A 12,625-nucleotide genomic window follows, 5' to 3' on the forward strand; every position below is an offset into this window, starting at 1 on the left:
ACCGAAATGAATTGCCCGCCGCGCCGGCGAAATGCTAGCGTCGGTTGAATCGGGGGGCCGGCTTTGGCGCGCGCGCTGGCGGAAAGCAGGAGCGGGAATTTCTGGCGGGCCTGGCTGGCGCGCCTCGCCGCGCTCGCCTTCCTGGTCCAGGGTTTCGGCCTGTTCGCCGCCGCGCCGCGTCCCGCCGGCGATGTCGCGGCGGTCGGCGCCGCCGCGCCGGGCTGCTTCCACCATCAGACGCCGGGCGACGGACACGCCCATGGCTCGTCCGATTTCTGCCCGATGTGCCAGGCGCTCGGCTGCGCGCTTCCGGGCGCGCCGCCGCCGGTCGTCGTGGTTCGCGCCGACGAACTGGCGATCGACGAAATTTCCCTTCCCGCGCCGCGCCTGCCGCCGCGCGCGCCGCCGCTGAATAAGCCGCGGGCGCGCGGTCCCCCGATCCTGGCCTGATCCCGCGCCTTTCGCTGGCGCGGCCTTCCGGCGCGCGCCTGAACCGCATCCCGGCCACACCAATTTCACGAGACCAGAATGAACCGCTCCTTGCGTGGGCGCGCGCGGCTTTGCGCGCCCAGAACCTCCATTCTCGCCGCTTGCGCGGTCCTTGCCGCCTTCGCCTCGCAGGCGCGGGCCCATACGATCGTCGGCAATCGCGTCTTTCCCGCGACGCAGACCATCGACGACCCCGGCGTCAACGACGAATTGTCGCTGCCGACCTTTTCCTATCTGACCCTCGCCAATCCCGACGGCTCGCCCGGACCCCTCACTTATTCGCTGGGCTGGGAATATATGAAGACGATTACCGCCGATCTCGGCTTTTCGGTCGGCTCGGGCGGTTATAATTGGCAGCAGCGCCCGAACGCCCATGGCTGGTCCAATATCGAGACCGAGCTCAAATATGTGATCTGGCAAAATCCCGCGGCCGAATCGATCATCGCCACCGCGGTCAATGTCGAATGGGGCAATACCGGTAGCCCGCAAAGCGCCGAACTGCCCTCGGACCCTTTTTCGACGATCACTTTCAAGCTCTTCGCCGGCAAGGGATTGGGCGACGCCTCGGCCGATTGGCTCAAGCCCTTGGCGATCACCGGGGAATATGACTTCTCGGTTCCGGCCAGCACATATAACGCCGACGGCAGCGAGAATCCGACCACGATCGCCTATGGCGCAACCCTGCAATACAGCCTGTTCTACATGAATTCCTATGTGCAGGAGCTGCCGTGGCTGTTCCGTCGGCTGATCCCCGCGTTCGAGGCCGATTTCACCACGCCGGTCAGCAATCTCGCGCCCAATACGCCCGGCGATTTCGGGACCAATGTCACGACCGGCGTGGTCGGCCCGTCGCTCTATTATATCGGGCAATATTTCGAAGTCGGCGTGATGGCGCAGGTCCCGATCAATTCGGCCAGCGGAACCCATATCGGCGCGCTTGCGATCGTCGATTTCTTCCTCGACGACATCGCGCCGAATTCGATCGGCAAGCCATTGTTCGGCCCGCCGCAGCCGCGCGGCCACTATTGAGGAGGGTGAAGATGAACATTCGAGCCAAAAGCTTCGTCGCCGCGCTCGCCGTGGCGGCGGCTTTCAATGTGTCGGCCTTCAATGCGCCGGCCTGGGCGCATGCCTTTCTCGACCATGCCGTTCCCGCGGTCGGCTCCAGCGTCCAGGGCGCGCCGCGTGAACTGACGCTGAACTTTACGGAAAATATCGCGCCCGCCTTTTCGGGCGTGACTTTGGCTTCCGCGGCGGGCGGGGCCATAGCCAAGGGCAAGGCGAGGGTCGATCCGTCGAGTCCCGCGACCCTTCATGTGTCGATCGGACGCAAACTCGCGCCCGGAACCTATGTCGTGCGCTGGCATGTGGTTTCGGTCGACACCCACCATACCTCCGGGTCCTACAAATTCACGGTCGCGCCGTGACATGGACGCCGCCGAAGGCCTGCTGATCCCCTCCGTTCTGTTCGTGACGCGCTGGCTCCATTTCTCGTCGGTTTTCGTCCTGTTCGGATCGGCTTTCTTCTGGCTTTACGCGGGCGCCGGCGCAACCGGCGCCCGGCGCGCCGGCGACTTTGTCCTGCGTCTCACGGCGCCGGTCGCGGTCCTGTCGGGCCTCGGCTGGCTCGCCGGGATCATCGCCAATATGGCCGGCGGCTTCGATCAGGCCGTCGATCCGGCAATTCTGAGCCTGTTCTTCACTCAGACCCAATTCGGCCCGATCGTCGAAATCCGCCTCGCTTTGTTCGCCGCCGCGCTCGGCCTTGCCGCCTTGCCGGTCGGCGCCGCGCCGCGCCGCCTCGGGCTGATACTGGTCGCCGCGGGGCTCCTGATCGATCAGGCCTGGCTCGGCCACGCCGCCCAGGGCGCGGGGCTTTGGGGCGTCTTCATGATCGCGGTCTACAGCCTCCACATGCTTTCCGGCGCGGCGTGGATCGGGGGAATCGCCTCTTTGTTCCTGGTCCTGCGCGCGGCGCGCGGAGGAAAAGCCAGCGAGGCCTGCGCCGCTTTGTCGTCATTTTCGGTCACGGCGACATTCGCCGTGGTCGCGGTCGTCGCGACCGGGCTTCTCAACGCCGGCTTCCATCATGCGCTCGATCCGGCGTCCTGGCCGCAGACCTTCTATGGCCGGATCGTCGCGGGCAAATCGCTGCTGGTGAGCGCGATGCTCGTCCTTGCCGTCTATAACCGCTTCGTCGCCGCGCCAAAGCTCTGCGCCGGCGAAAGCGCCGCCCTGGCGCGGCTGCTCTGGTCGGTCGCCGTCGAAGGCGCGCTGGGGCTTGGCGTGATCGCCGCCGCCGCTCTTCTCGGTATGACGCCGCCCCCGGCGTGACGAAGCGCGCGGCTGGTTCAACTATAGGGCTTGAGGCCCTCGGCGACCGAATCGCCGATATGTTCGCGGGTGATGATCCCGACGACATTTTTGGCGCGCGGGCGAAGATTGTCGCCGATCACCACCGCGGCGCCGGCGCGCCATGCGCGAGACGACGTCGAACATGACGTCGTTTTCGCGGGCGATGATGAAATTCCTTTGCGCGATGTCGCCCACGCACGCCGGCATAGGACTGTTCGAGGCCCCGGCGCAAAGCCATGTTGACCCGGATCACGCCGACCAGCCGCTCGCCATGCGTCACCACGACATGCCTCATGCCGCCGGCATAGGCGGGATCGCGCAGGAAGGCGGAGAAATCGGCGTCAACCGGCAGCAGGATGGGATCGTTCCGCATCACGTGGCTGGCCGGGCGCACCATGAACATGTTGGCGTGCAGCGCCTTGGGCACGAAATGCCGGCGGCTGACCAGCTTCATGGTGTATATGTCCTCGCGGCTGAGCAGGCGGCGCACGCCAATCGCCAAGGCCGTCGCCATGATCGTCGGCATGACGATGTCGTAATCGCGGGTCATTTCGAACAGCATGGTGACGGCGGTCATGGCCGCGCCCGTGGCCCCGCCGACCATGGCCGCCATGCCGACAATGGCGCAATTGGCGATGTCGGGGCCGGTTCCCGGCGCCAAATGATGGATGGAGGCTCCGACCGCCGCCCCGAGCGTCGCGCCCATGAAAAGGGACGGCGAAAAGATGCCGCCCGATCCGCCGGAGCCCAGGCTCGTCGTCGTCGCATAGAGTTTTGCGGCCATGAGCCCCAGCAGAAGCGCCGGCGCGCCGAGCCTGCCCATGAGAATGGCCTCGATGGCCGCATAGCCCACGCCTTCGATGTAATAGCGCCCGTTGAGGAGAAACAGTGAATAGAACAGGACGCCGACCGTCAGCATGCCGATGGCGTGGCGCAGATAGCCGTTCCCGATGCGCTCATAGAGGCTGTCGAGCAAGGCGAGGCCACGGACGAAGGCGGCGGCGACGAGGCCTGCAAGCAAGCCGATGGCGCCGTTGATCAGGAGTTGCGTCAAAGTGGCGGCGTGATCGACCAGCAGATTGGCCGGCACGTTGAAGGCTGGCCGGATGCCGAGAAAAAGCCGGCTGACGAAAGTGGCTACGCCGGTCGCCAGCGCCACCGGCAGAAAGGTGCGGGCGCTCACTTCCGGCATCATCAGTTCGATGGCGAACATGACGCCGCCGATCGGGGTGTTGAAAGTGGCGGCGATTCCGGCGCCGGCTCCGGCGGCGACCAAAGTGATTCGCTGCCAGGGCGCCATGCGCACGATCTGGCCGAGGGTGGAGCCGAGCGAGGCGCCGATCTGAATGATCGGACCCTCGCGCCCGACCGCCGCGCCGGTGCCGATCGATATGGCCGAGGCCAGGGATTTGATCGTGGCGACGATCGGCCTGATGCGCCCTTCATTGTAATAGATGGCGTCCATCACTTCCGGCACGCCATGGCCGCGGGCCTCGCGCGCGAAGGTCTGCACCAGGAAAGTGACGATCTGGCTGCCGATCACTGGCGCGAGAATCACCCACGCGCCGAAAGGGCTTGGCGGCGTGAACACATTGGCGTCGTAAGAGAAATCGAAGCGGCCGTGGAAGGAGATATTGTGGAAGAGGCCGATGAGGTCGCGAAAGATCACCGCGCCGAGGCCGCCCCCCAAGACCGACGACGACCGCGAGCAGCGAGAGCCGGAAAAGACCGATCCGCGCCGGAAGCCTGAACATGGTTCTCTTCCTTATCCACCCACCGGCCGATGAGTTTACCTTCGGCCGAACGAGATGGACATACGTTGAATTTGTCGAGGGCGGCGGTTAGCTTGGCGCGGCCGCGCCCCACTCCGGAGAATCAGATGACCGCCTATCAAGCCCCGATCCGAGACATGATTTTCGCGATGAAGGCGATCGGCGGCTTGGACAGGATCGCGGCGCTGCCAGGGAACGAAGAGGTTTCGGAAGATCTGGTCGAAGCGATCTTCGAGGAAGCGCGCAAATTCGCCGGCGATATCCTCGCCCCCCTCAACCGCGCGGGCGACAAGCAGGGCTGCGTCTGCAAGGACGGCGTCGTGACAACGCCGGACGGAATAAAACAGGCCTTTTCCGCATTTTGCGACAATGGCTGGCACGCCATGCCGGCGCCGCTGAAGTTCGGCGGCCAGGGCCTGCCGCATCTGGTTTCGACGCCGGTGCTGGAAATGTGGACGGCGGCCAATCTGGCTTTTTCCTTGTGCCAGATGCTGACCCTTGGCGCGATCGCCGCCATCGACCATCACGGCTCGCAGGCGCAGAAGGACCTTTACCTGCCGAAAATGGTCGCCGGGACCTGGACCGGCACGATGAACCTGACCGAGCCGCAGGCGGGCTCGGATCTCGCCGCCGTCCGCGCCAAGGCCGTTCCCGACGGCGACGCTTTTCGCATCACGGGAACGAAAATCTTCATCACCTGGGGCGAGAACGACGTCGCCGACAATATCATCCATCTGGTGCTCGCCCGCCTGCCCGACGCGCCCGCCGGGGTGAAGGGCATTTCCCTGTTCATCGTCCCGAAATTCCTTGTCAACGCCGATGGTTCGCTCGGCGCGCGCAACGATCTCATCTGCGCCTCGATCGAGCATAAGCTCGGCATCCACGGCAGCCCGACGGCGGTCATGTCCTTCGGCGACAAGGAGGGCGCGGTCGGCTTTCTCGTCGGCGAGGCCAATCGCGGCCTCGAATATATGTTCACCATGATGAACCACGCCCGCCTCAATGTGGGCCTGGAAGGCGTGGCCATCGCCGAGCGCGCCTTCCAGCAGGCGCGCGATTACGCGCTCCAGCGCATCCAGGGCCGGCCGATCGGCGCGGAGAGCGGCGCGCCGATCGCTTATCATCCCGACGTCAAGCGCATGCTGCTCGACATGAAGGCGAAGGTCGAGGCGATGCGGGCTTTGGCCTATTTCGCCGCCGGAGGGATGGACCTCGCCCAGGCCTCGCCAGACGAGACGGAAGCGGCGGCGGCGCAGGCTATGGTCGATCTTCTGATTCCGGTGGTGAAGGGCTGGTGCACGGAAAGCGCGGTCGAGATCGCCTCGACCGGCGTCCAGGTTCATGGCGGCATGGGCTATATCGAAGAGACCGGCGCCGCCCAGCATTTCCGCGACGCCCGCATCACCCCGATCTATGAGGGCACGACCGCGATCCAGGCCAATGATCTCGTCGGCCGCAAGATTGCGCGCGACAAGGGCGCGGCGGCGGAGCGTCTGATCGAGGCGCTCCGCGCGACGGCCGCCGAACTCGAAAGCGCGCCGCAGCCGGAAATCGTCGCTCTGGGACAGGCGCTGACCGGGCCCGCCGCGCGGCTGCAATATGCGGTCGAATGGGTGGCGGCGACCAATGCGGCCGCGCCGGCGCAGACGGCGGCGGCCGGCGTGCCGCTCGTTCATCAGTTCGGGATCACCGTCGGCTTCTGGCTGCTGGCGCGTCAGGCGGCGCGGGCGGCGGAACTGCTCGGCGAAGGCGGCGGCGACGCCGCCTTCCTGCGCGGCAAAATCGCTCTGGCGCAACATTTCGCCGGCCATGTCCTCCCCCATGCCGAAGGTTTCTTTCAGGCCGCAACCCGCGGCGCCGCGAGCGTCGCCGCCTTCGACGCCGCGGCGATTTAGAGTATTCCCAAAAAATTGCAGACTTTTGGGACAAGAATATGCGTCAAAACAATTAACTATAGCATTCTTCCGATTCCGACCGAATGGAAACTGTTCTAAGAGCCGATCCAGGACGTTATCGAAGTTGACGAGTTCTTTGTAATTCCCTTGCGGGAGCTTGATCCTCAAGGGATCGCCCGCTCTGCAAAGACGAACGCCGCAGATCGTCGTTTTGCTTCGGCCGTCACCCGGCAAAAGGGTTAAACATTCGAGCGCGCTCCGGCATCATTGAAACAGCGCTGGATCGTCGATGCGAACCGAATTATCGTCGCGCCATGCGACAAATGAATCCAAGCATTCTTGCGTTCTGTTTCTTTCTGTCCGCTTTCCTCCCCCAGGCTGCCGGCGCGGAGGTCCTGGCGGATTCCACCGCCTGTCTGGTCAAACCGAAACAGGTCGTCCAGCTCGGCAGCAGCGTTTTCGGCGTCTTGGCCGAACTCAGGGTCGATCGCGCCGACGTCGTCACCAAGGGCCAGATCATCGGCAAGCTCGACACCAGCGTCGAGGAGGCCCAGCTCGCGCTGGACAAATTCCGGGCGGAGAGCACATCCGCGCTGCGCGCGGCGCAAGCGGACCTGGCCTGGAACCAGCGCGAACTGGCGCGCCGGCAGAAGCTTGCCAACAACATGTGGTCCAGGCTCAACGACGTCGACGAGGCCCGGACCAAGGTCGCCCAGGACGAGATCGCGATCGAAAAGGCCGGCGACGACCGCAAGATTGCGCAACTGGAGGCGGCGCGGTCGCAGGCGCAATACAACCTCAAGCTCATCCGCAGCCCACTGAACGGGATCGTCACCGAAATCAAGCTGCAGCCGGGCGAGTTCATCTATGAGACGACGCCCATCGTCACTTTGGCCCAGGTCGATCCCCTGACCGTCGATCTCGTCCTTTCGAGCAGGCGCTATGGTTCGGTCAAGGTCGGCGACGACGTCGAGCTGCGCCTGGCGGCGCCGGTCGACCGGACCGTTCAATCCAGGATCGACGTCATAGATCCGATCATCGACGCCGCCAGCGACACTTTCCGCGTGCGGCTCACGCTCGCCAACCCCGGCAACAAGATTCCCGCGGGAATCCGTTGCATCGCCAATCTTCCGGATAAGCCCCAATGACCGAAGCCGACGAACGCGCGCGACCCGTCCGCTGGGATCGCTCCCGCCAGCGGGAAATTTCCAGTTCTCTGGCGACGGCGCGCGCACGCGAAGATCATGTGGCGATCGATTTCGGCGACCTGGTCTGCGCCGCGGACGGGATCGAGTTGAGCCCGCGGCTGCAGCGCCGGATCGTCATGGGGCCGGTGGCGGCCAAGCGCCTTTGCGACATGCTGGCGCGGCTCACGACCGAAGGCGGGGTGACCGCGGACACCAAGAGCTGAGGCCATGACCGATTTTTCCGTCATAGAATCGGTCGATTGGCGCCCCGAGGCGCCGCATCTCGTCGTCGACGAATTCCTCAAGACTCTGGTCGACGCGCGCGCGCTCAAGACGGCGTTCGAGTTGGGATTGATCGACCGCCTGGTCCGGGCGCGCTATGGCGGATCGAGCGAAGCGCTCGGCCGAGCGGTAGGCGCCGATCGCGCCGGCATGCGACTTCTCATCGACCTTCTGGTCGCTGGCGGCGTGATCCAGGAGCATTCGGGCGACGTGCGACTGACCGCCAAATTCAGGAAGGCCCTGCAGTATCGCGATCTGCTCGAAGCCAAACTGGATTTCGCCGGATTCGTCCTGACCGATTTCGCCGATCTTTTCACCACCATGGTGCGCCAGCCGACGAATTTCATGTCGCAGGCGCGTCTTTTTCAGCTGTTCGATTATCGAAAATGTTTCGAATATTCGAGCGACAATTATCGGCGCGTTCGCATCTGGATGCGCCTCACCTCGACCCTGACGCGCTACGAGGCGCCCGCGGCGCTCGCCGCCCATGATTTTTCCACCTATCGCCGCATGCTCGACGTCGGCGGCAACAGCGGCGAATTCGCCTTGCGGGTCTGCCGGGGCGCGCCCCGGCTGCGCGCAACCGTGTTCGACCTGCCGCTCGTCTGCGAGATCGGCCTGGAGCATATTCTGGGCGAGCCCGAGCAGGACCGCATCGGCTTCGTCAAAGGCGATCTGCGCCATCAGGACCTGCCGAGCGGCTACGATCTGATCACCTTCAAATCGATGCTGCACGACTGGCCGGCGCGAGACGCCGCCGCCTTCCTGGCCAAGGCGATCGCTGCGCTCGAGCCGGGCGGGACGATCCTGATTTTCGAGCGCGGCCCCTTGCGGTTTCGCGACGTGACCGCGCCTTTCTCACTGATTCCAAGCCTGCTGTTCTTCAATTCCTATCGTCCGGCCTCCGATTATGTCGCGCAGTTCGAAGCTTTCGGGCTCGAAAATATTCAGGCGCGCGACGTTTTCCTCGACTCTCCCTTCTATGTCGTCACAGGCCGCAAAGCGGCCGGGAGCGGCTGACCATGGGCGCGCCGCTCTTTCGATCGAGCGATTACGTCGAGTTCGCGGTCCATTTCCGCTGCAATTTCCATTGCGTCCATTGCATGATTGAAGGAACCATGGACTGGCTGCGCCCCCAGTCCGACGAAGCGCTCGACGCGCTTTTCGCAGCCAATGCGCGCGAGCGGAAATGGAAGGGGCTGACCCTGACGGGGGCCGAAATCACTTTGCGCCCGGATCTGCCCGCGCTGGCGCGCCGCGCCCGGGACAGCGGCTTCGACCATGTGCGCATCCAGACCCATGGCGCGCGCCTCGCCGATCCGGATTATTGCCGCGCCCTGGTCGAAGCGGGCGTCGACGAATATTTCGTCAGCGTCGCCGCCGCCGACGCCGCGACCCATGATGCGATCACGGGCGTCGCGGGATCGTTCGCCCAGACGATGCGCGGGCTGGAAAATCTCGACGCCTTTCCCGGCGTGGTCAGCCTGACCAACACCGTGATCACGAGGCGCAGCTATCGCGCTCTGCCCGAGGTGGTCTCGGCGCTTGCGCCTCTGCGGCGCCTGGTCCAGATGGAGTTCTGGGCCTATTGGCCGATGCGGGAGACGGACGAGCAGAATCTGATCGTCGATCATGCCGAGACGCTGCCCTATCTCCGTGAAGCGATTCTGCGCGCCCGCGCGCTGGGGCGGCGCGCCGAGGTGAAGAATTTTCCGCAATGCCTGCTGGGCGACCTCGGCGACGCGCTCGACAACGGCCAGCCGAAGCTCGTCATCGATCCCGAATTCTGGGTCCAGTTCATGCGCAACGGCTTCCACCAATGCGCGCATCGGGATGAGTGCGGGGCGCGGCGATGCCTCGGCCTGAACACGGCTTATGTGAACAGATTCGGCTGGCAGGCGGACCTGCTTGCGCCTTTGCCGAGGGAGGATTGAATGGACTTGCCCGCGCCGCAGATCGCCGACGCCTTCCAGATCGTTTTGGAAAAGGGCGAGATCGTGCTCGAATTCGGCCGGGCCGAGGAATTGGGCCCGTCGGAAGGCGTGGTCGTCGCCGTGAGCGACCGCGTCAGAATTCCTCTTGAAGCGGCGCGCCGGCTCGCTCAGACCTTGACCGAGGCCTTGAAGCCGCATCTCCAGGAGACGCGTCGGGTGGAGGCCATGGGCCTGTCGCCGGCGGACGCGGCGCATGCGATGTCCGCGGGAGGACCTCGCGCCGGACAGCGGCCGCCCGATCGCTCCGGCGCGCAGGCCGCGACCTTGTTGGGGCTGGTCGGTGATTGGGGGGCGCCGCGCCTTTACGAGCGCTCGTTCCAGGCGAGCGAGGCGGAGCTCCGCTCGAACCGTTTTCTCCTGACCGTCAATGCTTCCGATATCCCCGGCGACAAATGCGAAAGCGCGCTGGCGATTTGCGAGCGCATGGCCATGCCCGATCGCTTGCGCGACGAAGCGGCGCGCAATTTCGCAATGGCCAAATGCATTCATTTCGGCTTCGAGGGCGATGCGCGGAATATCGTCTGCAAACTCTATCTCGAGCGGGCCGTTCCGGCCGATGAAGCCGCCGCGGCCGCCTCTTCCGGCGAGGCCGTCCTGCTGCATCTCGCCTTCAAATGGAGTCTGATGCGCGCCGAGGCGGTGACGACCCGATATATGTGGCGGCCTTTCCTCGACGCGGACGGCGTCAGCGCGCGTCTGAAAGATATATATAGCGGCGGCAACGCCGAATCTCTGGCGATCGCCGAGGCCTTTCTGCGGCTCGCCGCAAGCCGCGCCGACGCCAGGGAGCTTCAGTTCCTCGAAGTCGAAGAAACCGAAAACGCCCGGCGCTCGTTCGATCTGAACCTCTACAACGCCAAATTGCAGGTGCGTGACGCAGACGCCCTTCTGCAGCGCGTCAGGAGCCGTTTCCATATTCGGCCGGGCCAGTTCCAGGCCTTATACGACCAAATCGGCGCCATGCCGCTCGGACATGTCGCCGGCGGTCTGCATCGCGACGGCGCCGATTTCTTCAATATCTATTATGGCGTCGTCGCCTTGCCACGTTTCAACGCGCAGATGAGCAATAGTTGAGCCCGGTGATCGAGGCGTAAATCTCGGAGCGCGGACATATGACGCTGGCGGAAAGAATCGAATATTCCTGCGAGACGGACCGCGCGCTCAATTATTGCCTTTGGGAATACGACCGGCCCGCGCCAGCCGAGGACAAGTTCCGGTCGATCAATTTATTATATAATTCCTTCGCTTGGGCGGGCGTCGACGCTCAGGCCTACGCCATGGTCGATGCGCTGCGCGAGAAACTCGGGCCGTGGCGCTCGGTCTTCGGCGTCAAGCAGATCGCCGGGCGTCTCGCGTGGGAATTCTATTTTTACGATTACCAGCGCCGCCAGCGCGAAATTTCCATGTCGCGTGTCCTCGACGCTCTGGCGCCCCTGGCGCGCTGCCGCATCTCCCCACCTGAATCCCTGAATTATTTCATGTTTTCGCTCGATATCGACGATGATCTGGCTTGTGGCAGGCGTGAGATCGACGTGATCCACATGTATGTCGGCAATCCGGGCAGCGACGTTTCATCAGGGGTCGCCTATGCTTTGCGCGCCGGATCGACCCGGTTGGAGAATTTCTACTTTTTCTTCGACGCCACGACGCAATTGCGCGACGCCGCCAAGAAAATCGCCAATTCCGGCGTTTTCGACGAAACCATCGTTCCCCTCGACGCCGTGCTTCGTCCCGAGTTGCGCTCCTGCCGGACGATCTGCGTCGCCAACAAACAGACCCATGATTGCGTCTATTTCTCCGGAATCGACGTCGATCAGCTGATCTGGTTCCTGGAATGGCAGGGTTATCCGCAGGAAATAAAGACGTTCGTTCACGATAACCGATCGCAGTTCGATCATCTTCTGTTTGACGCCGGGTTCGATTATCGGCTGCAGGATGGCGCGCTGCAGATCCTGAAGAGCGGTTATTATGGCGTATTCTAGCGCAATGCTTGCATGAAAGGATGGCGAAGAATCGCGGAATAGGCTCCGCCTTCTCTGTGGAATTTTCCGGCGGCCTGGGCAATTGGCTTGTCGAGGGCGAGCAGGAGCGGGGCGATCTTTCCGGCGCGTCGGAGGCGATCGGAAGTATTTTTATATGTTCAAACTTAAACTGTAAGAAACGGCTCATAACTCGTGCAAAAGCAAAAAAATGTGACGTCGAAAACTTCCCGAACTGGATTTTGGTCTTGCAAAACGCCACGCCCGAGGTTTAATCTGGCCTTGAACAATATGGTCCTTAATCGAAGAGGACCAAAAAAATATAGATTAGACCGAACGGGATTTCAGAGGGGGCGATGGATGTGAGCGGTTGCTGCGGGCAGGGTGAGATGGTCCGCAGAGGTTTTCAGGGGGCGCAAAAATAGTTCGTATTGATTTTCAAGCCACGGCCTTGGCCGGGGCATTGGCAGGCTGACCGATCGAGCCGGAGCGTCCGGTCGCTCGGCCGGCGTCTGGCGCTTCCGGAAAGCTTGCTTCACGTCGTTCGCCGTCGTTCCCGCACAGGAGACGATGATGAAGCCGAATATTCGCCGCAAGCCTGCCGCGCCGGTTTTTAAAATCCCATCCTGGCGGGACATCGTCAGAAAATTCTCCTTCACGCGCTCCGATGCA

14 protein-coding genes are annotated in these 12,625 nt (G+C 63.6%); 12 read left to right on the plus strand and 2 right to left on the minus strand.

Translation table 11 applies throughout. The features are described 5' to 3' along the window. Positions 1-63: 63 nt before the first annotated feature. The 4 genes from K2U94_RS04485 (at position 64) to K2U94_RS04500 (ending at position 2,823) form a co-directional block, all read left to right on the plus strand. A complete protein-coding gene (locus tag K2U94_RS04485) occupies positions 64-450 on the plus strand; it encodes a hypothetical protein (RefSeq protein ID WP_243066061.1) in 387 nt (128 codons plus the stop codon). 78 nt (positions 451-528) lie between these two features. Next, on the plus strand, positions 529-1,518 hold the full coding sequence (locus K2U94_RS04490) for a hypothetical protein (protein ID WP_243066062.1): 990 nt from the start codon (positions 529-531) through the stop codon (positions 1,516-1,518). Between the two features lie 11 nt (positions 1,519-1,529). Further along, positions 1,530-1,916: a copper homeostasis periplasmic binding protein CopC gene (gene copC / locus K2U94_RS04495; protein WP_243066063.1), complete on the plus strand. Its 387-nt coding sequence runs from the start codon at positions 1,530-1,532 to the stop codon at positions 1,914-1,916. 1 nt (position 1,917) lies between these two features. Beyond that, a complete protein-coding gene (locus K2U94_RS04500) occupies positions 1,918-2,823 on the plus strand; it encodes a CopD family protein (RefSeq protein WP_243066064.1) in 906 nt (301 codons plus the stop codon). Between the two features lie 118 nt (positions 2,824-2,941). Here the strand turns inward: K2U94_RS04500 and K2U94_RS04505 are convergent, their stop codons facing one another. After that, positions 2,942-4,513 (minus strand): chloride channel protein, encoded by a 1,572-nt coding sequence (locus K2U94_RS04505; protein WP_243066065.1) that lies wholly within the window; start codon positions 4,511-4,513, stop codon positions 2,942-2,944. A gap of 210 nt (positions 4,514-4,723) precedes the next feature. Here K2U94_RS04505 and K2U94_RS04510 point away from each other — a divergent pair, with 210 nt between their 5' ends. From K2U94_RS04510 to K2U94_RS04545, 8 genes are all read left to right on the plus strand, one after another. Beyond that, on the plus strand, positions 4,724-6,511 hold the full coding sequence (locus K2U94_RS04510) for an acyl-CoA dehydrogenase (RefSeq protein ID WP_243066066.1): 1,788 nt from the start codon (positions 4,724-4,726) through the stop codon (positions 6,509-6,511). Between the two features lie 323 nt (positions 6,512-6,834). Next, the gene (locus K2U94_RS04515) at positions 6,835-7,659 is read left to right on the plus strand and encodes an efflux RND transporter periplasmic adaptor subunit (protein ID WP_243066067.1); all 825 of its coding nucleotides are present in this window, start codon (positions 6,835-6,837) and stop codon (positions 7,657-7,659) included. After that, the gene (locus K2U94_RS04520) at positions 7,656-7,922 is read left to right on the plus strand and encodes a hypothetical protein (protein WP_243066068.1); all 267 of its coding nucleotides are present in this window, start codon (positions 7,656-7,658) and stop codon (positions 7,920-7,922) included. The genes K2U94_RS04515 and K2U94_RS04520 overlap by 4 nt, the downstream gene beginning before the upstream one ends. Positions 7,923-7,926: 4 nt before the next feature. Then, positions 7,927-9,000, plus strand: coding sequence for a methyltransferase (locus K2U94_RS04525; RefSeq protein WP_243066069.1), 1,074 nt, complete (start codon positions 7,927-7,929; stop codon positions 8,998-9,000). Between the two features lie 2 nt (positions 9,001-9,002). After that, positions 9,003-9,914 (plus strand): radical SAM protein, encoded by a 912-nt coding sequence (locus K2U94_RS04530; RefSeq protein WP_243066070.1) that lies wholly within the window; start codon positions 9,003-9,005, stop codon positions 9,912-9,914. Beyond that, positions 9,915-11,048, plus strand: a complete 1,134-nt coding sequence (locus K2U94_RS04535; protein WP_243066071.1) for a hypothetical protein — start codon at positions 9,915-9,917, stop codon at positions 11,046-11,048. 38 nt (positions 11,049-11,086) lie between these two features. Beyond that, a complete protein-coding gene (locus K2U94_RS04540) occupies positions 11,087-11,956 on the plus strand; it encodes a hypothetical protein (RefSeq protein ID WP_243066072.1) in 870 nt (289 codons plus the stop codon). Between the two features lie 20 nt (positions 11,957-11,976). Continuing rightward, complete coding sequence (locus tag K2U94_RS04545; protein ID WP_243066073.1) at positions 11,977-12,228, plus strand: hypothetical protein; 252 nt, start codon at positions 11,977-11,979, stop codon at positions 12,226-12,228. Positions 12,229-12,297: 69 nt separating this feature from the next. Here the strand turns inward: K2U94_RS04545 and K2U94_RS04550 are convergent, their stop codons facing one another. Beyond that, a complete protein-coding gene (locus tag K2U94_RS04550) occupies positions 12,298-12,612 on the minus strand; it encodes a hypothetical protein (RefSeq protein ID WP_243066074.1) in 315 nt (104 codons plus the stop codon). Positions 12,613-12,625: the final 13 nt, after the last annotated feature.

The organism is Candidatus Rhodoblastus alkanivorans, assembly GCF_022760755.1.
Taxonomy (GTDB): domain Bacteria; phylum Pseudomonadota; class Alphaproteobacteria; order Rhizobiales; family Beijerinckiaceae; genus Rhodoblastus; species Rhodoblastus alkanivorans.

What these genes read in the sequence shown, in the direction of transcription:
- K2U94_RS04490 (WP_243066062.1), top strand. Translation starts at nt 529, where the DNA reads ATGAACCGCTCCTTGCGTGGGCGCGCGCGGCTTTGCGCGCCCAGAACC.
- copC (WP_243066063.1), top strand. Translation starts at nt 1,530, where the DNA reads ATGAACATTCGAGCCAAAAGCTTCGTCGCCGCGCTCGCCGTGGCGGCG.
- K2U94_RS04500 (WP_243066064.1), top strand. Translation starts at nt 1,918, where the DNA reads ATGGACGCCGCCGAAGGCCTGCTGATCCCCTCCGTTCTGTTCGTGACG.
- K2U94_RS04510 (WP_243066066.1), top strand. Translation starts at nt 4,724, where the DNA reads ATGACCGCCTATCAAGCCCCGATCCGAGACATGATTTTCGCGATGAAG.
- K2U94_RS04515 (WP_243066067.1), top strand. Translation starts at nt 6,835, where the DNA reads ATGAATCCAAGCATTCTTGCGTTCTGTTTCTTTCTGTCCGCTTTCCTC.
- K2U94_RS04520 (WP_243066068.1), top strand. Translation starts at nt 7,656, where the DNA reads ATGACCGAAGCCGACGAACGCGCGCGACCCGTCCGCTGGGATCGCTCC.
- K2U94_RS04525 (WP_243066069.1), top strand. Translation starts at nt 7,927, where the DNA reads ATGACCGATTTTTCCGTCATAGAATCGGTCGATTGGCGCCCCGAGGCG.
- K2U94_RS04530 (WP_243066070.1), top strand. Translation starts at nt 9,003, where the DNA reads ATGGGCGCGCCGCTCTTTCGATCGAGCGATTACGTCGAGTTCGCGGTC.
- K2U94_RS04535 (WP_243066071.1), top strand. Translation starts at nt 9,915, where the DNA reads ATGGACTTGCCCGCGCCGCAGATCGCCGACGCCTTCCAGATCGTTTTG.
- K2U94_RS04540 (WP_243066072.1), top strand. Translation starts at nt 11,087, where the DNA reads ATGACGCTGGCGGAAAGAATCGAATATTCCTGCGAGACGGACCGCGCG.
- K2U94_RS04545 (WP_243066073.1), top strand. Translation starts at nt 11,977, where the DNA reads ATGGCGAAGAATCGCGGAATAGGCTCCGCCTTCTCTGTGGAATTTTCC.